Annotated in this window: 22 protein-coding genes; 18 read left to right on the forward strand and 4 right to left on the reverse strand. The window is 68.6% G+C overall.

Features of this window, described 5'->3' with window-relative positions:
- Positions 1-104 precede the first annotated feature (104 nt).
- The 6 genes from NQ038_RS00855 to NQ038_RS00880 all read left to right on the forward strand — a co-directional run bounded on the left by NQ038_RS00855 (position 105) and on the right by NQ038_RS00880 (position 6,293).
- Positions 105-1,022, forward strand: coding sequence for a metallophosphoesterase (locus NQ038_RS00855; RefSeq protein ID WP_257058677.1), 918 nt, complete (start codon positions 105-107; stop codon positions 1,020-1,022).
- 128 nt (positions 1,023-1,150) lie between these two features.
- Positions 1,151-3,499, forward strand: a complete 2,349-nt coding sequence (locus NQ038_RS00860) for a transglycosylase domain-containing protein (RefSeq protein ID WP_257061483.1) — start codon at positions 1,151-1,153, stop codon at positions 3,497-3,499.
- A 174-nt stretch (positions 3,500-3,673) separates the two neighbouring features.
- Complete coding sequence (locus NQ038_RS00865) at positions 3,674-3,832, forward strand: hypothetical protein (RefSeq protein WP_257047937.1); 159 nt, start codon at positions 3,674-3,676, stop codon at positions 3,830-3,832.
- Between the two features lie 89 nt (positions 3,833-3,921).
- Positions 3,922-4,401: a RidA family protein gene (locus tag NQ038_RS00870; RefSeq protein WP_257058681.1), complete on the forward strand. Its 480-nt coding sequence runs from the start codon at positions 3,922-3,924 to the stop codon at positions 4,399-4,401.
- Positions 4,402-4,437: 36 nt separating this feature from the next.
- Positions 4,438-5,499, forward strand: coding sequence for a hypothetical protein (locus tag NQ038_RS00875; protein ID WP_257047939.1), 1,062 nt, complete (start codon positions 4,438-4,440; stop codon positions 5,497-5,499).
- Between the two features lie 41 nt (positions 5,500-5,540).
- On the forward strand, positions 5,541-6,293 hold the full coding sequence (locus NQ038_RS00880; protein ID WP_257061485.1) for an MBL fold metallo-hydrolase: 753 nt from the start codon (positions 5,541-5,543) through the stop codon (positions 6,291-6,293).
- An 85-nt stretch (positions 6,294-6,378) separates the two neighbouring features.
- Here NQ038_RS00880 and NQ038_RS00885 read toward each other — a convergent pair whose 3' ends face one another.
- Entirely contained in the window at positions 6,379-7,056 is a 678-nt protein-coding gene (locus NQ038_RS00885; RefSeq protein ID WP_257047942.1) for a Crp/Fnr family transcriptional regulator, read from the reverse strand.
- A 268-nt stretch (positions 7,057-7,324) separates the two neighbouring features.
- On the opposite strand from NQ038_RS00885, the gene nth reads away from it, so the two are divergent.
- The 4 genes from nth to NQ038_RS00905 all read left to right on the forward strand — a co-directional run bounded on the left by nth (position 7,325) and on the right by NQ038_RS00905 (position 11,540).
- The gene (gene nth / locus NQ038_RS00890) at positions 7,325-8,188 is read left to right on the forward strand and encodes an endonuclease III (protein WP_373456757.1); all 864 of its coding nucleotides are present in this window, start codon (positions 7,325-7,327) and stop codon (positions 8,186-8,188) included.
- On the forward strand, positions 8,185-8,898 hold the full coding sequence (locus NQ038_RS00895; RefSeq protein ID WP_257047945.1) for a CoA pyrophosphatase: 714 nt from the start codon (positions 8,185-8,187) through the stop codon (positions 8,896-8,898). The genes nth and NQ038_RS00895 overlap by 4 nt, the downstream gene beginning before the upstream one ends.
- A 160-nt stretch (positions 8,899-9,058) precedes the next feature.
- Complete coding sequence (locus tag NQ038_RS00900) at positions 9,059-10,594, forward strand: MmgE/PrpD family protein (RefSeq protein WP_257061488.1); 1,536 nt, start codon at positions 9,059-9,061, stop codon at positions 10,592-10,594.
- A 109-nt stretch (positions 10,595-10,703) separates the two neighbouring features.
- Positions 10,704-11,540, forward strand: a complete 837-nt coding sequence (locus NQ038_RS00905) for a phosphosulfolactate synthase (protein ID WP_257047948.1) — start codon at positions 10,704-10,706, stop codon at positions 11,538-11,540.
- A 158-nt stretch (positions 11,541-11,698) separates the two neighbouring features.
- Here NQ038_RS00905 and NQ038_RS00910 read toward each other — a convergent pair whose 3' ends face one another.
- From NQ038_RS00910 to NQ038_RS00920, 3 genes are all read right to left on the reverse strand, one after another.
- Entirely contained in the window at positions 11,699-12,106 is a 408-nt protein-coding gene (locus NQ038_RS00910; protein WP_257047949.1) for a phage holin family protein, read from the reverse strand.
- Between the two features lie 150 nt (positions 12,107-12,256).
- Positions 12,257-14,212: an acetate--CoA ligase gene (gene acs, locus NQ038_RS00915; protein WP_257058694.1), complete on the reverse strand. Its 1,956-nt coding sequence runs from the start codon at positions 14,210-14,212 to the stop codon at positions 12,257-12,259.
- 542 nt (positions 14,213-14,754) lie between these two features.
- Complete coding sequence (locus NQ038_RS00920; protein ID WP_257061490.1) at positions 14,755-15,102, reverse strand: hypothetical protein; 348 nt, start codon at positions 15,100-15,102, stop codon at positions 14,755-14,757.
- An 81-nt stretch (positions 15,103-15,183) separates the two neighbouring features.
- On the opposite strand from NQ038_RS00920, the gene NQ038_RS00925 reads away from it, so the two are divergent.
- The 8 genes from NQ038_RS00925 to NQ038_RS00960 all read left to right on the forward strand — a co-directional run bounded on the left by NQ038_RS00925 (position 15,184) and on the right by NQ038_RS00960 (position 21,727).
- On the forward strand, positions 15,184-16,680 hold the full coding sequence (locus tag NQ038_RS00925; protein ID WP_257061491.1) for a hypothetical protein: 1,497 nt from the start codon (positions 15,184-15,186) through the stop codon (positions 16,678-16,680).
- Between the two features lie 139 nt (positions 16,681-16,819).
- On the forward strand, positions 16,820-17,833 hold the full coding sequence (ssd, locus tag NQ038_RS00930) for a septum site-determining protein Ssd (RefSeq protein WP_257047953.1): 1,014 nt from the start codon (positions 16,820-16,822) through the stop codon (positions 17,831-17,833).
- Positions 17,830-18,975 (forward strand): TadA family conjugal transfer-associated ATPase, encoded by a 1,146-nt coding sequence (locus tag NQ038_RS00935; protein ID WP_257047954.1) that lies wholly within the window; start codon positions 17,830-17,832, stop codon positions 18,973-18,975. Before ssd ends, NQ038_RS00935 begins: the two co-directional genes overlap by 4 nt.
- Positions 18,976-19,035: 60 nt before the next feature.
- The gene (locus NQ038_RS15520) at positions 19,036-19,821 is read left to right on the forward strand and encodes a type II secretion system F family protein (RefSeq protein WP_257061494.1); all 786 of its coding nucleotides are present in this window, start codon (positions 19,036-19,038) and stop codon (positions 19,819-19,821) included.
- A gap of 9 nt (positions 19,822-19,830) precedes the next feature.
- Positions 19,831-20,469 carry a type II secretion system F family protein gene (locus NQ038_RS00945; protein WP_257061495.1) on the forward strand — a complete coding sequence of 213 codons (639 nt, stop codon included), beginning with the start codon at positions 19,831-19,833 and terminating at the stop codon, positions 20,467-20,469.
- 181 nt (positions 20,470-20,650) lie between these two features.
- Positions 20,651-20,911: a DUF4244 domain-containing protein gene (locus tag NQ038_RS00950; protein WP_257047957.1), complete on the forward strand. Its 261-nt coding sequence runs from the start codon at positions 20,651-20,653 to the stop codon at positions 20,909-20,911.
- A 1-nt stretch (position 20,912) separates the two neighbouring features.
- Positions 20,913-21,347, forward strand: coding sequence for a TadE family type IV pilus minor pilin (locus tag NQ038_RS00955; protein WP_257058705.1), 435 nt, complete (start codon positions 20,913-20,915; stop codon positions 21,345-21,347).
- Complete coding sequence (locus NQ038_RS00960; protein WP_257058707.1) at positions 21,344-21,727, forward strand: Rv3654c family TadE-like protein; 384 nt, start codon at positions 21,344-21,346, stop codon at positions 21,725-21,727. The genes NQ038_RS00955 and NQ038_RS00960 overlap by 4 nt, the downstream gene beginning before the upstream one ends.
- The last annotated feature ends 58 nt before the right edge of the window (positions 21,728-21,785 follow it).

Here is a 21,785-nt window from a genome sequence, read left to right on the forward strand (position 1 = left end):
AGGACCCTGGCCGGCGGGTGAAGGCTTGAGAGTCGCAGAGCGCGGGCCGAATCCCGTGGGAATGATTCAGTGCCTTCGAATCCCGCCCGGGTACACTCCCGACGGTGAGCACAACCCGAAATCTGCTGGCCGCCGCCGGCACCCTGGCCCTGACCGGCACCGCCGTGGCCGGCTGGTCCCTGTTCGTCGAACCGAACTGGTTCCGCATCCGTCGCTATGAACTCCCCCTGCTGCCGGCCGGGTTCACCGGCACAGACGGCACCGGCACAGTCCGCATTCTGCACATCTCCGATCAGCACCAGACCACCTGGCAGCATTGGAAGCCCCGCTGGATCCTGGGCCTGGCCGATGAGCTCGACCCGCACCTGGTGGTCAATACGGGTGACAACTTCGGCGGCCAGACCCTGGACATGGTGCTGGACTCCCACGCCCGTCTATTGGAGCGTCCAGGCGCCTTCGTGCTGGGGTCCAACGACTACTTCGCTCCGCACTTCAAGAATCCGCTGAAGTATCTGGACGGTCCCTCGAACAAGCGGTCGAAGTATCCGGCCGTGCCCGATCTGCCCGTTGAGGCCTTCGTCGGCGCCTATCGGGACGCGGGCTGGAACCGGCTGGACAATGCCGCAGCCCTGGTCATGGCGAACGGGGCGCGGATCGCCATGTCCGGCCTGGGCGACGCCCACATCGCCCTGGATGCCGACCACGCGCCGGCCTTCGCCCCGGACGCCGATGTCCGCATCGGCGTCACCCATGCCCCCTATCAGCGCGCCCTGGCGAAGCTCTCGGCCGTTGGCTCCCAGCTGATCCTGGCCGGGCACACCCACGGCGGCCAGGTCTGCATCCCCTTCTGGGGGGCGCCCGCGACCAACTGCGATCAGCCGCGCGATCGGGCCCGCGGCCTGTTCCGCTGCCTGGACAGCTGGGTGGAGGTATCGGGGGGAACCGGGGTCTCCGCACTGACCCCGGTGCGCTTCGCCTGCCGGCCCGAGGCCTCGCTCATCACCCTGACCACCGCGGGCTGACGCGCGGGGTCGGCTCGCGGCGGGTCAGCCCGCGGCCCGGGGCACCGGCCGTTTGCCGTTCGTGAACCTGGGTGTGGGCTGCGCACGGGCTCCACGCTGGTTTTTCCGGACTTCGCTAGACTTGCGCCATGGCTTCTTCTGTGTCTGACACCAAAAAGGGTGGGATCCGCGCATTCATGCAGTTCCTGGCCGTCTCGGTGATCGCCGGCGTCGTGTCCGCCGGCCTCGCCATCCCCGTCGTGGGGGTGGGCACCGCCGGTGCCCAGGCCGGGGTGGACGTGTTCAACGCCCTGCCCAGCGAACTGGACCCCCGCCCGCTGGCGGAGAAGTCCACGATCCAGGCGGCTGACGGCTCCACGATCGCGCAGTTCTACTGGAAGAACCGCGAAGAGGTGCCACTGGACAAGATCTCCAAGCCCATGCAGGACGCAACGGTGGCGGTCGAGGACTATCGGTTCTTCGAACACGGCGGCGTCGACCTGCAGGGCATCGGGCGTGCCCTGGTGCACAACCTGGTGTCGACCAATCAGCAGGGTGGTTCGACCCTGACTCAGCAGTATGTGAAGAACGTGCTGACGGAGGATGCGGAGGCCGAATTCGGACCCGATGACCCGCGCGTCGCAGAAGCCACCGAGGGCGAGGGCGTGGCCGGCTATGCGCGCAAGCTGCGCGAGGCGAAGCTGGCCATCTCGGTTGAGAAGAAGTTCCCCAAGGAGGACATCCTCAACCGCTATATGAACATCAACAACTACTCCGGTTCCCCGCGCGTCTACGGTGTGGAGGCCGCCGCCTACCGGTACTGGGGCATCGACGCCAAGGATCTGGACGTGGCACAGGCCGCGACCCTGGCCGGCATCGTGAAGAACCCGTCCCTGTACAACCCGGAGCGCAACCCGGAGGGGACGATCAACCGGCGCAATGTGGTGTTGGGGCTGATGCTCCAGCACGGCAAGATCGACCAGAAGGAACACGATAAGGCCGTCAAGGCCAAGTTGAATCTGAAGCTGCACGAAACTCCCAACGGCTGCACCACTGCCAAACGCGGGATGGGATTCTTCTGTGACTACGTCTCCGAGATCTTCAAGGAGGACCCGGTCTTCGGCAAGACTCCACAGGAACGTGCCACAGTGCTCTCCCGCGGTGGTCTGACGGTCAAGACCTCGATCAACCCGAAGATGCAGAAGGACGCGGTCAAGGCGATTGAAAACCGTGTGCCCACCGGTGACAAGTCCGGTGCCGGCCATACGGTCGTGTCCGTGGAACCGGGGACCGGCAAGGTCCTGGCGATGGCCCAGAATCGCAAGTACACCGCCACGGAGGGCGGGAAGAAATACACGAAGACGGCCTGGAACTTCAATGTTCCCAAGCAGTACAACGGCATGAGCGGTTTCCAGGTCGGGTCGACCTGGAAACCCTTCGTCCTGACCGAATGGCTCAAGGAGGGCCATGGCCTGGGCGGTACGGTCAATGCAAGCAGACGCACCTTCCCAGCCGGCTCCTGGAAGTATGAGGGCTGCCGGGGTGCACAGGCATCGTGGAACCCGAGGAACGCAGGAGACGGTGAGGCCAAGCCGTCGATGACGGCCCTGGATGCCACCAAGAACTCAGTGAACACCGCCTATGCCGCCATGGGCAACCAACTCAATATGTGCGGCATCCTCAAGACGGCCGAGGACCTGGGCGTCAAGTACGGCAATGGCGATGGGCTGGAGGACGCTCAGAAGCAGTGGGCCATGGTCAATGGCAAGGCCAAGAAGGTCGATACATACCCGGCTATGGGCCCCTCGTCGATTCTGGGCGTGTCTGAGATCGCCCCGATCGATATGGCCAGCGCCTATGCCGTGTTCGCCTCCGGCGGCACCTACTGCAAGCCCTCGCCGATCGTGTCGATCAAGGACGTCAACGGCAAGAAGGTCGACGCGCCGGATCCGGACTGCCACGAGGCGCTTGACCCGGAAATCGCCAAGAGCGTGGCCTGGGCGCTGACCCAGGGCTTCAGCGGTGGTACCACCCGTGGCCTGAGCATCGGCGTGCCCGCCGGTGCCAAGACCGGTACGACCAACTTCGAGGTCGGTTCGACCTGGCTGTCGGGCTTCACGAAGAAGATCTCGACCTCTGTGTGGACCGGCAACCCGGACGGGGTCAAGGACTGGCGCAAAAACTCTAAGGGCAGCGTGACCGGTCGGATCTTCGGTGCGACGATCTCCGGTAAGACCTGGCAGTCGTATATGAGCAAGGCGGTCAAACACACGTCCGGTAATACCGGTTTCTCCCGCGGAGACATCAGCGCATCGTCCGGGAACGGTGGTGCCAATAATTCCTCCGGCCAGGATGACGAGGACACAGACGACCAGCAGAACGAAGACGATTCCGATCAGGACAAGCCGGACGACAAGGCCAAGCAGGACGACGACAAGTCCGATCAGAAGGACAAGGACAAGAAGCCCGAGGGCGGCTACGGCCTGGGCGGCAACTGACAGCCGTTCGGCGGTCCTTGCCGGGGGTGGAGTCGCCCAGCAGGTGGCCTCCGATTCCGTGTCCGATGCGTGGTCTAGGATATCGGGTGTAGGCGTCTGGCCCCTGGCCTTGGACGCCGCCAGCACAGCCGGTGCCGCCGTGTGGCCGCCCGCAGACAACGCGAAGGAGAGCCCATGCAGAAGTGGGAGTACGTCACCGTCCCCCTGATGATCCATGCGACCAAGCAGATCCTGGACACCTGGGGCGACGAGGGCTATGAACTGGTCACCGTCATCCCCGGCCCGGACGGCAATGGCCTGGTCGCCTACCTCAAGCGGCCCAAGGAGGCCTGAGCCGGTCCGGTCGTAACTCCGGTCCGGCAGCGGCCCCCGGCCGCGGCCTCGGTCCCGCACCCACAGCCAACCAACCCTAGGAGAATCCCATGAGCCTGGTCGAAGGACGTCTCAAAGCCCTTGACATCACCCTGCCGGAAGTCGCCGCACCCGCCGGCGTCTACGTTCCCGCCAAGCGCGTGGACACGATGGTCTACACCTCCGGCCAGCTGCCCTTCGCAGACGGCAAGCTGCTGCACCCGGGCGTGCTCGGAGCCGATGTGACGGTGGAACAGGGCTACGAGGCCGCCCGCCAGTGCGCGCTGAACGCCCTGGCCGCCCTGAAGTCCGTGATCGGCGACTTCGACCGGATCGAGGACATCGTCAAGGTCACCGGCTTCGTCGCCAGCGCTCCCGGTTTCACCGAACAGCCCGCCGTCATCAACGGCGCCTCGGAGATCATCGGCGAACTGTTCGGCAAGCCCGCCGGCGACCACGCGCGTTCGGCCGTGGGCGTGGCCGCCCTGCCGCTGGGCTCCTGTGTCGAGGTCGAGATCCAGGCGCGTTTCCGTATGTCGGCGACGCGCTGAACCGTTCGCGGTCCACACTGAGGCGCTGAGGCGACCATGCCGGCCCGGGAGTTCCCGATCTCCACCGAACTACGACAGGTGGTCGATCTGTTCTCCCGGGCCGGCGCGCGTCCGCACCCCGACACCCCCAAGCCCTATGCCGGCGCCGTGCTGCTGCGCGACACCCCGGATGGGCTCGAGGTCTTCGTGACTCGGACGCAGACCGACCCCGGTATCGCCGATCCGGGGCGCTGGTCCTTCCCCGTCGCCCCCACCAGGGCAGGCGACGCCGTGCGCGCGCCCCTGTCCGCTTGGAACGCCGCCGACTGTGCGCGCGCCCTGCGGGTGGACAACCAGGCCAGGGCGCTGAGCTACTTCACCGCGGCGGCCCGCGTCCTGCTCATGCGCATGGGCGTTCTGTTGGCGGCCCTGCCCAGTGGCCGCCTGGCGACCGCGGAGGACTTCCCCTGGTTGGAACGGGGTCGGACGGCAGTGGAGGACCGCAGGCAGAAGTTCATCGGCCTGCTGCGCAGCCAGTCGATGACACTGCGGTTGGACATGCTGCACCCCTGGCTGCGCTGGGTCAACACCGAATGGCAGTTGCGGCGGATGGACACCGTCTACTTCACCCTGGCCCTGCCCCATGGCCAGCGCGTCCGCTTCCGACCCGTGGGCGATGCGTGGGGCGGGTGGCTGTCCCCGGCCGAGGTCCTGGCCCGGGCCGATGCCGCTGCCCAGGAGGCCGGCGCCGGGCCCAATGAGTTCATCTCCCTGCCGACCCGACTGATCTGCGAATCCCTGTTGGACACCCGAACAGTGGGATCGGCGATGCTGCGCGTGCGCGATCTGACTCCGGTGCGACCCGGGCTGGTGCACCGCGGCAGCGAGTGGCTCATCACTCTGGACCCGCCTGCCGACCCCAGCGACCGCGGGGCACTGCGCTCCTTCGAGCCGGTTGACCCCACCGGTACGGGAGCCGAAGAGGACGATGACGCCGCGACCCTGACCGGCGGCGATGAGTTCGACGAGGAGGAGCCCTTCGCCGACGATGAGGCCGCGGAACTGGAGGCCGAGGCCGACGACGCGGACCGTGCCAACTCGCAGACCTCCGAGGACTGATATCCCGGACCGCTCAGGTCACCTGGCGTAGTCTGGGACACATGCGGATCACTGCCGATAACCCCACGCCGATGACCCTGGACGGCACCAATACCTACGTCCTGTTCGCAGACGACGACGCCTCGGCGCTGTTGATCGACCCGGGACCGGAACTACCGGCGCACAGGGACGCCTTCCTGGCCGCGATCGGCGGGCGCACGCTGGTCGGCATCGTGCTGACCCACCAGCACTGGGACCACTCCGACATGCTGGCCACCATCGACCAATGGGCCCCGGATGTCCCCGTCTACGCGGGGCTGCGGCGTTTCGCCCGGCACACCGCACCGGTAACCGACGGACAGCAGGTGCGGTTCGGACCCGGTCGCGGCGACACCGTCGAACTCATCGCCACCCCGGGCCATACCGCGGATTCGATCAGCGTGTTGCACGGGGACACCCTGTACTCAGGCGATACCGTGTTGGGCCGCGGAACCACAGTGGTGACTCATCCGGAGGGCTCTCTGGCGGATTATCTGGACAGCCTGGGGTCGCTGCTGGCGATGGCGATCGCCGGCCAGTTCACGGTGATCGAACCGGCCCACGGTCCTACGGTCACGGATCCGGTGGGCTGGCTGGAGTACTACGTGAATCACCGGCAGGAGCGCATCGGTGAGGTCGAGGCGGTCAGGGCCCAGGGTGCGACGAGTGTGCAGGCGATTGCGGACATCGTGTACGCGGAGGTGCCGGACAATGTGCGCCCGGCCGTCGAACAGATCGTGCGCGCTCAGCTGGAGTACCTGGATAGCAGGGCCTGAACGCGCAAACACGCCGTTCCCCCAAGAACCTGCCCCTGTAGTGGGGTGTTCTTGGAGGAACGGCGTGTTTGTCGTGCTGGGTCGCTCAGTGCGCGCGGTTGCGCAGGCGGTCCATGTCGAGGATGACCACGGCGCGGGCCTCCAGACGGATCCAGCCGCGCTGGGCGAAATCCGCCAGCGCCTTGTTCACGGTTTCACGCGAGGCGCCGACCAGCTGGGCCAGTTCCTCCTGCGTGAGGTCGTGGGCGACCAGGATGCCGTCGGGAGCGGGCTTGTTGAAGCGCTCCGAGAGGTCGATCAGGGCCTTGGCGACACGGCCGGGGACGTCGGAGAACACCAGGTCGCCAACGGTCTCATTGGTCCGGCGCAGGCGCTGGGCCAAGGCCTTGAGCAGGTTCATGCCGGCCTGCGGGCGTTCGGACAGCCAGTTGAGCAGATCCTCGTGCTTGAGGCTGAGCAGTTCGGTCTGGCTGACCGCGGTGGCGGTGGTGGACCGTGGGCCCGGATCGAACAGGGCCAGTTCGCCGACGATTTCGCCGGGCCCCAGCACGGTCAGCAGGTTCTCCCTGCCGTCTGACGATTCGCGCCCCAGCTTCAGCTTGCCGCTGGAGATGATGTAGAGCTCATCGCCGCTGTCACCCTCGTGGAAGAGCACGGTGCCGCGGCGCAGGCTGCGCGGCTTCATGAACTTCAAGAGGGCACTGGTGGATTCGTCGTCAAGACCCGAAAACAGTGCGGCGCTGCGCACTACCTCTATGTCCACGTGGATACCTCCGTTAATAGCTTTCGATCCGCGAGCGCGAAGGATACTACCACGCGCACCGATCCAACGCTCATGATCACTTACTGGTACTAATCTACCCGGTCAGTGCGAACAATCACAGGGTGGGGGTGACTGTTCCGACGACTGCGCGCGGCTGCGGCATCATCGCTGCCCGTGCGCGGCATCGCCGTCGCCCGGCCGTGGTACCGGATGCCCAGGTGGGCAGCACTCCACAGCATCGGTGTCTGGCACCGCGTATCCTTGACGGGTGTTGACGCTCGCTGAAAAATCGGCCAGGAAGTTCTCCCGCGAGACCCCGTTGGGACGCAAGCGCAGGGCCCGGAAGATCAATCGGATCCTGGCGGCCACGTATCCCTATGCCCATGCCGAACTGGATTTTCGCAATCCCTTCGAACTGCTGGTGGCCACCGTGATCTCCGCCCAGACCACGGATGTGCGGGTCAACCAGGTCACCCCGGAGCTGTTCTCCCGCTACCCCGACGCCTTCGCACTGGCGGCTGCCAGGATCGAGGACGTCGAGTCGATCATCCGCCCCACCGGGTTCTACCGGGCCAAGGCGAAGAACATCGTGGCACTGGCGAACAAGCTCGTGACCGACTTCGACGGCGTCGTCCCGGACACGGTGCGGGAGCTGACGACCCTGCCAGGGACGGGCCGCAAAACCGCTTTCGTCGTCATGGGCAATGCCTTCGGCATGCCGGGGCTGACGGTGGACACGCACTTCGGCAGATTGGCCCGCAGGCTGGGCTGGAGCGCGCAGGAGGACCCCGTGAAGGTCGAGGCCGATGTCGCCGAGCTGTTCGAACCACGGGATTGGACGATGCTGTCCCACCGGTTGATCTTCCACGGACGGCGGATCTGCCATTCCCGCAAACCGGCCTGCGGGGCCTGCCCGATCACCGCACTGTGTCCCAGCTTCGGCATCGGCGAGGTCGACCCGCAGCAGGCGCGGGCCCTTTTGACCTATGAGATGGCGCCGGGGCGCGAGGCCGAGTACGCACGCCTGTGCGCCGAGGCGGGGCAAACCGCGGCCTCCGCGCGCGGCGCCGCGAACGGTGCCGTGGCCGATTCTTCCGCGCCGGGCGCCTCGGGAACGGGGGAGGCGCAATGAGCCTGCACCTGCCAGACGATCCCCAGCCGGATCCGCTGTTCTCCAGCCTGCGCGGCGTGGCGGGGCGGTCCCTGTCGGGTTCGTGGCTGGCCGCCCGGCCGGCACCGGCCGCCGGCGCCAGGGCCGCCAGCGTGCTCATGCTCTTCGGTCGTGGGACCCAGGCTCCGCGCACACCGGCGGGCCGGGCGGAGCTCGAACGCCTGCACGGCCTGGGCGTGGGGGATGTGGACGTGGTGTTGCTCAAGCGCGCCAGTACGCTGCGCAAGCACGCGGGCCAGGTGGCCTTCCCCGGCGGCGGCCGCGACCCGGAGGACGCCGATGCTGTCGCCGCGGCTCTGCGCGAGGCCTGGGAGGAGACTGGCGTGACGGCCGGCGGGATCAGGGTGGCCGGTTCGTTGGAGCCGGTCTATGTGCCGGTCTCGCGCTTCGAGGTCACGCCGGTGCTGGCCTGGTGGGAGACGCCCATGGACGTGCGGGTGGTGGACAGGGCGGAGTCCCAGGAGGTCTACCGGGTGCCGATCGCGGATCTGGTGGCTCCGGGCAACCGGGGCCGCTATGCGGTGCCGGGCTCGCGTTTCTACACGCCCGCCTTCGACGCCGGGGTGCTGACGGTCTGGGGTTTCACCGCCGGACTGCTGGACTTCGCCCTGGATTCGGCCGGCTGGGCGCGGCCCTATGACAAGCGCCGGGCGATTGAGATGCGCCCCTGATTTTGCTTGACATCGAGATATTTTTAGTGAGGTAGGTCACTTAGGGGTTGCTAAATAAGCCATACCTATTAGATTAAGGAACGTAGATGTTACCTAAATCTATGGGCCCTTGATCGGTAGCTCTACGACAGCACAGAACATGCACTGTTGTGGAGGACCAATGACAACCATCGACGCAACACCGAACACGGCAGCACCGAACGCCGCAGCACCGAACACGGCGACAGCCGGAGAAACGGGCACAGCCGCCCCGGCCTCGGCCACTCCCGGCACCGAGGTCCAGCAACTGGCCGCCTTCGCAGCCAGTGCCGAGCTGGACGACATGAGCCCGCAGGCGCTCGAACAGCTGAAGATCCGGGTGCTCGACACCCTGGGCGTGGCCATCGGCGCACTCGACGCGGAACCGCTCAAGGCGATCCGCGGCCTGCTCGGCGATCTCGAAGGGGACCGTGCGACCGCCCCCGCCGCGGCCGGCACCGAGTCCGGCGGCAACCTGGGAAGCCTGCGCTCCACCCTGATCGGCGGGGGATCGGCCAGCCCGGAGCGCGCCGCCTTCTACAATTCCGCACTCAGCCGCTACCTGGACTTCATGGACGCCTATCTGGCGCCCGGGGAGACCAACCACCCCTCCGATAACTTCGGAGCCGTGTTGGCGGCCGCGGAATCCGCCGGGGCCAGTGGGAAGGAACTGCTGACTGCCTTCGCGGTGGCCTACCAGATCCACACCCGCCTGTCCGATGTCGCGCCGGTGCGCGCCCGCGGCTTCGACCACACCACGCAGGGCGCCTTCGCGGCGGCGGCAGCGGCCGGGCGTGCCTTCGGACTGAGTGCCGGACAGATCGCCAATGCCGCAGCGATGGCGGGCACGGCGAACGTGGCCCTGCGGGTCACCCGGACCGGGAACCTGAGCCACTGGAAGGGCCTGGCCTATCCGCACGTGGCCAAGGAGGGCACCTGGTCGGCCATGCTGGCCGGCCGCGGCATCACCGGACCCGAGGAGGTCTTCGAGGGCAACAAGGGGTTCAAGGACTCCGTCGCCGGGGACTTCACGATCGACTGGTCCGCCGAGGACCTGGAATCGGTGGCCAGGACCATCATCAAGAAGCACAATGCGGAGATCCATTCGCAGTCGGCCCTGGACGCCGCCCAGGAGATCCGCCGGATCGACGAGTTCCACCCGGAGCGGATCAAGGCGGTGCGCCTGCAGACCTTCGACGTCGCCCATTCGATCATCGGCGGCGGCGAGGAGGGCTCCAAACAGCTGGTGCTCACCAAGGAGGAGGCGGACCACTCACTGCCCTGGATGCTGGCGGTGGTCCTGCTGGACGGGGAGCTGAACCCGGCCCAGTACGAATCCTGGCGCATCACCGCAGACGACGTGCAGGACCTGATGACCAAGGTGACGATCACCCCGCGCGATGACTTCTCCGCCCGCTTCCCAGCGGAGATGCCGGCCTATCTGGAGGTCGAACTGGATGACGGCACCGTGCTGCACGCCGAGGCCGACGCCTACGACGGCTTCACCACCCAGCCGCTGGACTGGACGGGGGCCAGGGCCAAATTCGACGCGGTCGCCGGCCCCTTCACCACGGGGCGACAGCGCGATGAGATCGCCGAGGTGGTCCACGGGTTGGAGCACCACACGACCGCCGACCTCACTGCACTGCTGGCGGGCGTGTCGACCGAACGGCTGTGAGCCGGACCCCGGCACCAGGGCTCGGATTCGCCGTCCGCACCCCGGCCCGAGCAGCACAGAACATCAGAACATCGAAACATCCGAACACCAGAACACACAAGGAGACATCATGAGCAACGCCATCGACTTCGACACCTCGTTCAACTTCGTCCCGCGGGCCTACCGGCCGCAGAAGCCGCGCAAGGTCGGCATGACGGAGATCCGCGCCCCCTACTACTCCACCTACGGTACCCGGCACATGCAGGACGTGTTCGATGTGGCAGGCAACTGGATCGACGGGATCAAATGGGCAGGCGGCTCGTTCAGCCTGGTGCCCAAGGAGCAGGTCCGGAAGTTCAGCGACATCGCGCATGAGAACAACGCCTACGTGTCCTCCGGCGGCTGGATCGAAACGGTCCTGCGCTACGGCCCCGACGCCGTCGACCAGTACCTGAAGGAGGCCAAGGAGGTCGGCTTCGACGTCATCGAGATCTCCACCGGCTTCATCATGCTGCCGACCTCCGGCCTGGAGCGCCTGGTGGACAAGGTCGTCAAGGCCGGCCTGAAGGCCAAGCCGGAACTGGGCATCCAGATCGGCTCCGGCGGCGACTCCGGCGAGGCCGAACTGGCCGCGGAGACCAAGAAGGACGTCGGTGACCTGGTGGACCGCGGCAAGCGCGCCCTGGACGCAGGCGCCTCGATCATCATGATCGAGTCCGAGGGCATCACGGAGAACGTCACCGAGTGGAACACCGCGGCCGCTGCCTCCATCATCAACGGCCTGGGCCTGGAGAACATCATGTTCGAGGCCGCCGACGGCCCCGTGTTCGAGTGGTACGTGAAGAACTACGGCAATGAGTGCAATCTGTTCGTCGACCACAGCCAGATCCTGCAGCTGGAGGGGCTGCGCCAGAACATCTGGGGCAATAAGTCCACCTGGGGCCGCGTCATCAACCCCGCCCCGTGATCGCCATGACGCTGGCGGTGGCCGCCGCGGCCGCCACCGCCGTGTTCATCGCCCACGACACCGCCGATCGCGACTGATCCGGCGGGCCGCACCACAGCACAGGGCCCCGCACCACGTTTCCGTGGTGCGGGGCCCTGTGTGTGCTCAGCCCTGTGTGCTCAGCGGCGCGGACCCGAGGGGTTGCGCACCGCGCGGCCCAGCTGGCGGAACGCCCGCTTGGCACCGGAGATGGCGCCGGTGGGGGTCGGGTTGCCCTTCTTCAGCAGAGGCACGGCCACCAGCACCAGGACGACGGCGATGACGACCAGCAGGGCGAAGACGACCAGGAAGCTCAGCCACCAGGGCCAGCCGGCGCCCTCGTGCAGGGCGGCCGATACGCAGAACAGTGCTGCGAAGGACGACATGAACAGCAGGAATGCCGCAGCGCCGGCCAGGCCGCCGCCGATGCCCAGGTTCTTCGCGCCTTCGATGGCCTCGGACTTGGCCAGCGCGGTTTCCTCCTGGGCCAAAGCTTGGGCGTCCGACTTGATATCGGTGATCAGCTCGGAAAGGGACCGTTCGGCCATGTGGATGACTCCTCGTACGGGGTGCGCGGGATACGGGCCGCCGGGGCCCGCGCGGGCGCGGGATATATGGTTTCGCTGAGTCCAAGCCTAGCCGGAAACCCCCGCGCCCGCGTCAGGTGGTGGGCACAATCGTGTGACGATGCCCGCGACTCAGGCCTGCGAGTCGCGCACCTCACGGGCGATCGTGTCCATCACCGAGGCGTCGGCCAGGGTCGAGGCGTCGCCGACCTGCTTGCCCTCGGAGACGTCCTTGAGCAGGCGGCGCATGATCTTGCCCGAGCGCGTCTTGGGCAGTTCGTCGACGATGTAGACCCGCTTGGGCTTGGCGATCGCACCGATTTCGTGGCCCACATGGGCCCGCAGTTCCTCGACGGTTTCCGGCCCGGACTCCTTGCCCCCGCGCAGGATGACGAACGCCACCACGGCCTGCCCCGAGGTGTCGTCGGCCGCACCGACGACCGCGGCCTCGGCCACGGAGGAGTGGGAGACCAGGGCGGACTCGATCTCCGCGGTCGATAGGCGGTGCCCGGAGACGTTCATGACGTCGTCGACGCGGCCCAGGAACCAGATGTCGCCGTCCTGGTCCTTGCGCGCGCCGTCTCCGGCGAAGTACATGCCGGGGAAGCGCGACCAGTAGGTCTCCTTGAATCGCTCCGGATCGCCGTAGACCCCGCGCAGCATCGCCGGCCACGGTTCGGTGATGACCAGGTAGCCGGCCTCGCCGTTGCCCACCGGCTTGCCGTTGTCGTCGACCACGTCCACGCTGATGCCGGGAATGGGACGCTGGGAGGAACCGGGCTTGGTCGCGACCACGCCGGGCAGTGGGGCGATCATATGGGCGCCCGTCTCCGTCTGCCACCAGGTGTCGACGATCGGCGCCTTCTCATGGCCGATGACCCGGCGGTACCACATCCAGGCCTCGGGATTGATCGGCTCGCCCACGCTGCCCAGCAGCCGCAGGGAGGACAGATCGTACTTCGCCGGAACCTCTTCGCCCCACTTCATGCAGGTGCGGATCGCGGTGGGGGCGGCGTAGAGGGTCGTGACCCTGTACTTCTCGACGATTTCCCACCAGCGTCCCTGATGCGGGGTGTCCGGGGTGCCCTCGTACATCACCTGGGTCATGCCCATGGACAGTGGGCCGTAGGCGATGTAGGAGTGCCCGGTGATCCAGCCGACGTCGGCGGTGCACCAGTAGACGTCCGATTCCGGCTTCGCGTCGAAGACGTACTTCATGGAGTACGTGGCCTGCGTCAGATAGCCGCCGGAGGTGTGCAGGATGCCCTTGGGCTTGCCCGTGGTGCCGGAGGTGTAGAGGATGAACAGCGGGTGTTCGGAGTCGAATGCCTGCGGGGTGTGCTGCTCGGACTGGCGTGGGACCACATCGTCCCACCACAGGTCGCGGCCCTCGACCCAGTCGACGTCCCCGCCGGTGCGCTTGACGACCAGCACGTTCTCAACCGGGGTGTCCCCGGGCGACAGTGCCGCGTCGACGGTGCCCTTGATGTTCGAGGCCTTGCCGCGGCGGTAGCCGCCGTCGGCGGTGATGACGAGTTCGGACTGGGCGTCGAGCACGCGCGAGTGGATCGCGTCGGCGGAGAAACCGCCGAAGATCACGGAGTGCGCGGCGCCCAGGCGGGCGCAGGCCAGCATGCTGATGACGGCCTCGGGGATCATCGGCAGGTAGATCGCAACACGATCGCCGGCCTTGACTCCCAGTTCCGTGAAGGCGTTGGCGGCCTGGGCCACGGCCGAGGTCAGTTCGGCATAGGTGTAGGTGCGGGTGTCGCCGGGCTCGCCTTCGAAGTGCAGGGCGACGCGGTCGCCGTTGCCCGCGGCCACGTGCCGGTCCAGGCAGTTGTAGGCGACGTTGAGCTTGCCGTCGGGGAACCACTTGGCGAAGGGCGCATCACTCCAGTCCAGGGTCTGGGTGAAGTCGGTTTCCCAGTCGATGAGTTCGCGGGCCTGCTTCGCCCAGAAGCCGAGGCGGTCGGCCTTGGCCTCCTCGTACAGGTCCTGGGTCCCGTTGGCCTGCGCCACGAAGGCCGCCGGCGGCGGGAATTCCCTGGTTTCGGTGGACAGGGTTTCGATATTCTGTTCGGCCACTTTTCATACCTCCCGGCATCGTTGATGGGTGTTGAGGTGGTGCTTCCGCTGCCAAGGATACTCGTTTCGCAGTTGCAGCCATGTTGCGCGGGCCTTGCTTGCGCCGTGGTGGTCCATGTCTCTTTCAATACGTTTGACCGGGCGCGCTGCGGCGAAGGATGAGAGGATGGAAGTCGGCAAGCCGCCAATCGGGCGGGACAGCGGAGCCGTCGCCGGTGCCTGGCGCCGGTGGCGACCGAATGCGATCCGAGGAGAGTCATCCCATGAGCACTCCGAACCAACCCGGCCCTCAGGGATCGGGACCACAGCAACCAGGGCAGCCGTACCCGGGTCCCGGCCAGGACGGCCGGCAGTACCCCGGGCAACCGGGACAGGCGGGACAGCCCCAGTACGGTCAGCCGGGCCAGCCGGGGCCATACGGGCAGTCCGGAGCAGGGCAGCCCGGACCCGGACCATATGGTCAGCCGGGACCGGGGCAGCCCGGACCGTGGGGCCCCCAGCCCGGACCCGCGCCCTATGGGCCGCAGTCGGGTCCCTATGGCTCACAACCCGATCCCTATGGCGTCCAGCCCGGCCAGCCCCAGCCCGGGCAATGGGGTCCGCAACCGGGCAATCCGGGGCAGCCCGGACAGCCGGGGCCCGGCCAGCCCCATGCCGGCCAGCCTGGTCCGGGCCCAGGGCCTGAGGGATTCGGCCCGCAGGGACCAGAGCCCCAGGGCCCCGGACCTCAGGGATCCGGACCCGAGGGACAGGGTCAGCCCGGTCCCGACCGTGAAGCGCAGGCAGCGGGTCCGTTCGGACCTGGGCCTCAGGGACCAGGACCCCAAGGACCAGGACCCGAGGGATTCGGCCCCCAGGGCCCCGGACAGCAGCCGCCGGTCGGTTCTCAACCCGCCCCCGGGCCATACGGCTCCCAGCCCGCGCAGTACGGTTCGGCTCCCGGCGGCTTCGGCCCGGCCGGGGCCTCGCCGGTGGGCTCGCAGCCCGGCGCACAGCCCTATCCCTCGGGCCCCCAGGGCTACCCCTCGGCGGGCGCGCCCTATGGCCCGGGTGGTTCGGCGGGCCCCGCCGGGTTCGCACCGATCGCCACTCCACCCAAGCCCAAGCAGCCCGGCATGCTCTTCGCCTCCTTCTCCCTGCGCGATCTGCTGTTGTGGATCGCAGGGCTGTTCGCCCTCCTGTCGCTGGTGCTGCCGTTCCGCCGCTTCTCCGTGGCCGGCAACGCCTACTACGACGGCTTCAGCGAGTCGACGTTCATGTGGCACTGGAACGTCGTCTACCTCAGCGCGATCGTGTTGGGCGCGCTTCCGCTGATTGCCGCCGCAGTGCTCTCGCTGTTGAACAAGACGGCTGCGGGCTTCCCCCGGCGCTTGGGATCGTTGGGCATCGACCAGGTCATCTCAGTGTTGACCAGTGTGTCCTTCGCGATGAATATAATCTTCCTGTTGACTTCGGCCCCGTACTTCCACATCGGCGGGTTCCTGCTGCTGCTCGGTTCCCTGGTGGGCTTCTTCGCGGGCGTTTTCACGATGATCCCGTTCTTCGCCGCGGAATTCCAGGCGCGTGAAGAGGCTCCTGCGGCGCCCAAGGCCCGCGGCTTCGCGGCCCAGCCGGCCGCACCCGGCGCGTCTGCCGCGCCGAGCGGCTCCTACGGTCCCGCCGCTCCGGCAGCCCCCGGTGGTCCCGCCGCTCCGAACGGTCCCGGGGCGCAGACTCCGGCGGGCTCCGGCCCGAACACCCCGGCCCCGCAGGCGCCGGGTGGCGGAAACGAGTGGGGCCCCTCTGCCCCGGCGTCCCAGGATGCGGGCGTCCCCGCGGCCGGGTTCCCCGGCGCCGAGGGCCCTGCGGATCAGCAGCCGGAGGCCGAACAGGCATCATCGGCCGCACCGTGGGGCGGCATCGATGAGCAGGCGTCTGCCGAGCAGACCGCTCCCGCCACGGACAACGGGCCGGACGATGCCGCGACATCGACCGAGGCCGAACAGCCTGCCGGGCAGCAGTCCGCCGAGCAGCCCGCTGTCACGGACGATGCGGCCGATCGGCCCGACCCCGAGGCGACCCTCGCCTTCAATCCGCTGCGTGAGGACTCCGCTTCCGCCGCCGACCCGGGTGTGACCGCCGCCGCGGATTCCGCTGACCGGGCCGAGCCCGGTATCGGCATCAAGGCGCAACCGACCGCCGCCCAGCAGGCCGCCGAGGCCTCGGCGGGCGAACCGGCGGCACAGGCCTCGGCCGCGGACCAGGGACCTGCCACGGCCCAGCCGGCCGCGGGCGGGCAGCCCTTCTGGTTCGCCGTCGGCACGGTGCGCCCCGCGGTGGACCCCGGCACCGGGGCGACCGTGTTCATGGTGACCCCGGGCGAATGGTTCCTGGCCCTCGAAGAGCGGCAGGGCTCATTCCTGGTGCAGAACAACGGAGACGCCCGCACCGGCGTGCTGCGCGATCTCAGCGATATTCAGCGCGCCTGACTCGGATGTGAACCGATAGGCACTCGGCTGGGGATCCCCTGCCGATCGACGCATCAGCGGCCTGTGGACGACGAGGGTTCGTCCACAGGCCGCTGATGCGTCGATGGCCGAATTCCGGGGACCGGCCCACGCTGGGGGCATGTCTCGAATCGTGCTCTTCAGCCAATTGACCAGCCTGTCAGAACACTGCGCCGCCCTGGCCGACGGCATCGGCCTGAGCCTGGACGTCCGCGCCCCCGACGCCGGCGGCTGGCAGGACGCGGTCCTGGTCCTGCTCGGCGAGGACGTCGCAGTGCGCCCGGCCATCAGCGGGCCGGCCACGGTCCTGGTATCCCTGTCACCGGCCTCGGCGACATGGGTGCTGGCGGCCAAACTGGGCGTTGACCACGTGGCCGTCCTGCCCGATGCCGCCGAATGGCTCACCCAGCGGATGATCCAGGCGGTCGAACCCGCCAGGGAATCCGCACCCACCTACGGCATCATGGCCGGCTGTGGGGGTGCCGGCGCCAGCGTCCTGGCCTGCGCGCTGGCCCGCCACGGCGCTGAATCCGGTCTGTCCACGGTACTGCTCGATGCGGATCCGCTGGGCGGGGGACTGGATCTGCTGTTGGGCTGCGAGGACGCCGAGGGCCTGCGCTGGCCGTCCCTGGCGGCCTCCCGCGGCAGGCTGCTGCCCTCGACCCTGACCCAGGCGCTGCCGCGCGCCGGCGACCTGGCGATCCTGTCCTGGGACCGCCACGGCGTCGACGATCTGGCAGCCGAGGTCTTCGACACGGTCCTGTCCGCCGCCCAACAGGCCTTCGATTTAGTCGTCGTCGACCTGCCCCGGCACACGCCGATCGACCGGGTCCGCGCCTGCCACGAGGTCGTGGTCGTCACCCCGGCCCGCGTCCGCGCAGCCGTGGCGGCCTCCCGGGTATCCGCGCGTCTGGCAGGGGTCCACGCCTCCGTGGGGCTCGTCGTGCGCCAGACCGGCCGGGCGGGCCTGGATCCGCAGGTGGTCGCCCAGACCATGGGACTGGACCTGCTGGGCACCCTGCGCGATGATCCCCAACTGGCCGCCGGGGTGGACCGCGGCGACGGCCTGCCCGGGTCGCGGACGCACCTGGGCCGGCTGGCCCAGGACCTGCTGGGCCGGGTGACGGGCGCATGAACGACTGGATCGATGCGGGTGTGATCGAGGATGTGCGCACCTATCTGCTGGAGAACCCCGGACCCATCACCCCTGCCACGGTTGCCACCGCGCTGGCCGGGACCGGACGGGTGCTGGGAGCCGCGGCGGTGCTGGAACTGGTGGGCCGGGTCTCGGCACAGTTGGCGGGGGCCGGACCCCTGCAGCCGCTGCTGGACCGCCCCGGGACCACCGACCTGTTCGTCAACGGCCCCCACGACGTGTGGATCGACGCGGGCGCGGGCCTCGAACCCGTGCCCATCTCCCTGGGCACCGAATCGGATGTGCGGGCCCTGGCCGTGCGTCTGGCCGGGCTGGGCGGGCGCCGCCTGGACGACGCGGTCCCATTGGTCGACGTGCGGCTGCCCGACGGGGTGCGGCTCAACGCCGTCATCCCACCGCTGTCGGGTGAGACCACGGCCCTGTCCTTCCGTGTCCCGCGCTCGCGCGGCTTCACCCTGGCCGAACTGGTCGACACCGGGGGTCTGGAGGCCGAGGTCGCGGACGTACTGCTGCAGATGTTGCAGTCGCGGATGAACTTCCTGATCTCCGGGGGCACGGGCACCGGCAAGACCGCCCTACTGGGGGCGCTGCTGGCCGAGGTCGACCCCGGTGTGCGGATCATCGTCGTCGAGGACTCCCGCGAACTGGTCATCGCCCATCCGCACGTCGTCCAGCTGGCCGCCCGCCAGGCGAACATCGAGGGCGCCGGCCTGGTGTCCATGGCCGACCTGGTGCGCAACGCCCTGCGGATGCGGCCCGACCGCCTGGTGGTGGGCGAATGCCGTGGCGCCGAGGTCCGCGATATGCTCACCGCTTTGAACACCGGCCACGAGGGCGGCTGCGCGACCCTGCACGCGAACACCGCAGAATCCGTGCCCGCCCGGCTCGAAGCCCTGGGCGCCCTGGCCGGGATGAGTCCCGCCGCCGTGCGCGCCCAGGCCGCAACCGCGATCGACGCGGTCGTCCACGTGCGCCGCACCGGAGTCCGGCGCCACGTGGAACAGGTCGCCGTTCCGGATGCCACCGGTTCAATGGAGCCCCTGTGGCTTGCCGGCAGGGGTTTCACCGCGGATGGACGGGCCCGGTTCCGCGGACTGTGCGCCGAGCGGGACCGGGACTGATGGGACAACCCGGAGTGAGGATAACCGGTACTGAGACACCAAGGACCCGAGGAGGCCACTGTGCTCACGCCCATTCTGCTGATCCTGGCCGTCGGCTGCGGAGGCCTGGCCGTCTGGCTGCTGCGCGACAGGTCGACCGAGCGTTTCCGCGCCCTGGCCCGCGGCACCGGCGGGCACCTCGGTCAGGAGACCGCCACCGGTGGAAACCGCGACATACAAGGGGGAGCCGGGCCGGGTGGACCCACGCGGGACGGGCCCGGCGCCGTGCGAGGGCACAAGCGCCGGGACAAAGACGCAGACCCGGCCGAACCCGCGATCGCCATCGTCGACCGGTGCACCGCACTGCTGCGCGCCGGAGTCGCCCCGGCTCATGCCCTGCGCCAGGTGGCCAGGGCGGGCACCGAGCCCGGGCTGCGGACTCTGTTGGAGAAGGTGGCGCGCGCTCTGGAACTCGGGCAGGCCCCGCATACGGCGATCCGGGCCCAACTGGCCCAGGCCCGACCGGCCCCGCAGATCGCGCGCATCCTCGAGGGGATGGCATCCGTCTGGTTCGTCGCCCAGACCGCCGGCGCCCCGGCCGCCGAGATGCTGGGCCGTTACGCCGAATCCTGCCGTGCCCGGGCCGATTCGGAGCGCGAACGCGCGGTCGCACTGGCAGGTCCCCAGTCCACGGTCAGGGTGCTCACCTGGCTGCCCGTGATCAGTCTGGGCCTGAGCCTGCTGATCGGCGCCAACCCGCTGGAGCTCATCACCGGTGTGCCCGGCGCCCTGAGCCTGGTCTGCGGGGTCGCGTTGCTGTTGGCCGGGCGCGCCTGGATGCGGGCGATGCTGAAAAAAGCGGAATAGGAGACGGCCATGACCTTCGCACTGTGCTGTGCCGCGGGACTTCTCATCGCCTGCGCAGTGTGCCTGTGGGGCAGCCCCGGCCACCGGCGGCTGCGCGGCCTGCTGGCGGCTGCAGCGGCCCCCGGCATTCGCCGGGCGGATGGGGCAGATGCTCCTGCCGAGGCCGGAGGCGCCGACGATCCGGGCAAAGCCGGTGCGGCGGGCGGAACCGGTGAGCCCGGCAGAGGCGGGACGGCTACGGACCTGGCGTTCGAACTGGAACTCGTCGCGATCTGTCTGGACGCGGGCCTGCCGACGGCCCGGGCCCTGGAACTGGCGGCGGAGTCCCGCAGCACCGCAGGAGCGGGCCTGCAGCGGCTGGCCCGCGCAGTGGTACTGGGCGAGCCCGTGGCCGAGGGCCCACTGAAACAGGTAGCCGAGCTCATTGTGTTCTCCTCGACGACCGGTGTGGCTCTGGCACCGCTGCTGCGCGGACTGGCCGGGGACCTGGGGCGGGGCGAACACCGCAGACGTCAGCTGGCCGCGGCCCGACTGGGCACCCAACTGGTCATTCCGCTTGGCGTGTGCATCCTGCCTGCCTTCATTCTGATGGGCGTGGTGCCCGTGCTGTTGAGCCTGGTGGAGGACTTCGGAGGGCTATTCGGCTGAGCGCCCGAGCAGCACCGACGCATCGGCTCCTGTGGAAGCCGGGACGACCACGGCATCATCGGCCTGTGGACGGTGGGCGGGACTCCACAGCCGCGCGAATGCCTCTGGCGGTCTGGACACCCGGTGCGCAGACTCGGAACAACCCGGGCGATCCGGCACCGGGATTCGAAAGGAGAGAACCATGAACACCCACGCAGAGAACGAGAATCCGGAACCGGCACCGGTCCTTGAACCCGATGGGGTCACCGACCCGCCGGCGCCCCGGCACGCGCGACGCCTGGCCCGGCTGCGCTCGGATCGGGGCGCGACGACCGCGGAGTACGCGATCACCACGCTGGCCGCCTGCGGGTTCGCCGCACTCCTGGTCGTCATCCTCAAGAGCGAACCGCTGCGCGATGCGATCACCGGGATCATCACGAACGCGCTGAAACTGGGCGGTTGAGATGAGCGGACACGGTAGCCCCGATCGGACCAGGACGGGAGGGACCGGAGCCGAAAGGATCACCGCGGATCGGGCCGGTTCCGCCGGTGCCCGGTCCGATCGGGGCGCCGCGGCCGCGGAGTTCGCGATGATCATGCCGGCCATCGTGCTGATCATCCTCATGGTCCTGGGCACCGCGACCATCGGCCTGACCCAGCTCCAGGCGTACGAGGCCGCCCGGGCCGGTGCCCGCGAAGCGGCCCGCGGCGAGGCCTCGAGCGCGGTGACGAAGGCGGCGCAGGCCAAAGCGGGAAGTAGTGCGGCCGTGAAGATCACCCGTGACGGCGAGTACACGCGGGTGTCGGTGGAGATCGGATTGCCCAAGAGTCTGCACTTCATCAAACAGCGCGTGGACGCCACCGCGGAGGCCCGCACGGAAGGAGGGAGCGGATCATGAGCGGGCCCGATCGGCGCGGCGTTGGATCGGGCCATGATCGTGGGTCCTCAACCGTCGTGAGCATCGGCATCATGCTGGCCTGCCTGGGTCTGATCGCCTCCCTGGGACTGATGTCGCGGGCCTTCGGCGCGAAGACCCGCGCTGACGCCCTGGCGGATTTGGTCGCCCTGGCCGCGGCCGACGCCGCTCGGGGCCGGGCACCGGGGGAGCCCTGCCGGGTGGCCAAGGAGATGACGGAGAAACGGGCGGGCGCGAAACTCGTCGAGTGCATTGCGCGTCCCGATCTGGGCCGCGTCACTGTGACCGTCCAGGTTAAGGCGCCACCGCCCTTCCCCGCGATCAAATCCAAAGCCGTGGCCGGCGGGACACTTTCCCGCTGAGTATTCCCACTGGATGATGTGAGGGACCATTGACTGACCGGTTCGCGCACATTCGAGC

This window comes from Brevibacterium sp. 50QC2O2 (assembly GCF_024580675.1).
Taxonomy (GTDB): Bacteria; Actinomycetota; Actinomycetes; order Actinomycetales; family Brevibacteriaceae; genus Brevibacterium; species Brevibacterium moorei.

Bases quoted from the DNA above. Each gene is read 5' to 3' on its own strand.
- NQ038_RS00860 (WP_257061483.1), top strand. From the start codon at position 1,151: ATGGCTTCTTCTGTGTCTGACACCAAAAAGGGTGGGATCCGCGCATTC.
- NQ038_RS00865 (WP_257047937.1), top strand. From the start codon at position 3,674: ATGCAGAAGTGGGAGTACGTCACCGTCCCCCTGATGATCCATGCGACC.
- NQ038_RS00870 (WP_257058681.1), top strand. From the start codon at position 3,922: ATGAGCCTGGTCGAAGGACGTCTCAAAGCCCTTGACATCACCCTGCCG.
- NQ038_RS00875 (WP_257047939.1), top strand. From the start codon at position 4,438: ATGCCGGCCCGGGAGTTCCCGATCTCCACCGAACTACGACAGGTGGTC.
- NQ038_RS00880 (WP_257061485.1), top strand. From the start codon at position 5,541: ATGCGGATCACTGCCGATAACCCCACGCCGATGACCCTGGACGGCACC.
- NQ038_RS00895 (WP_257047945.1), top strand. From the start codon at position 8,185: ATGAGCCTGCACCTGCCAGACGATCCCCAGCCGGATCCGCTGTTCTCC.
- NQ038_RS00900 (WP_257061488.1), top strand. From the start codon at position 9,059: ATGACAACCATCGACGCAACACCGAACACGGCAGCACCGAACGCCGCA.
- NQ038_RS00905 (WP_257047948.1), top strand. From the start codon at position 10,704: ATGAGCAACGCCATCGACTTCGACACCTCGTTCAACTTCGTCCCGCGG.
- NQ038_RS00910 (WP_257047949.1), bottom strand. From the start codon at position 12,106: ATGGCCGAACGGTCCCTTTCCGAGCTGATCACCGATATCAAGTCGGAC.
- ssd (WP_257047953.1), top strand. From the start codon at position 16,820: ATGTCTCGAATCGTGCTCTTCAGCCAATTGACCAGCCTGTCAGAACAC.
- NQ038_RS00935 (WP_257047954.1), top strand. From the start codon at position 17,830: ATGAACGACTGGATCGATGCGGGTGTGATCGAGGATGTGCGCACCTAT.
- NQ038_RS00945 (WP_257061495.1), top strand. From the start codon at position 19,831: ATGACCTTCGCACTGTGCTGTGCCGCGGGACTTCTCATCGCCTGCGCA.
- NQ038_RS00950 (WP_257047957.1), top strand. From the start codon at position 20,651: ATGAACACCCACGCAGAGAACGAGAATCCGGAACCGGCACCGGTCCTT.
- NQ038_RS00955 (WP_257058705.1), top strand. From the start codon at position 20,913: ATGAGCGGACACGGTAGCCCCGATCGGACCAGGACGGGAGGGACCGGA.
- NQ038_RS00960 (WP_257058707.1), top strand. From the start codon at position 21,344: ATGAGCGGGCCCGATCGGCGCGGCGTTGGATCGGGCCATGATCGTGGG.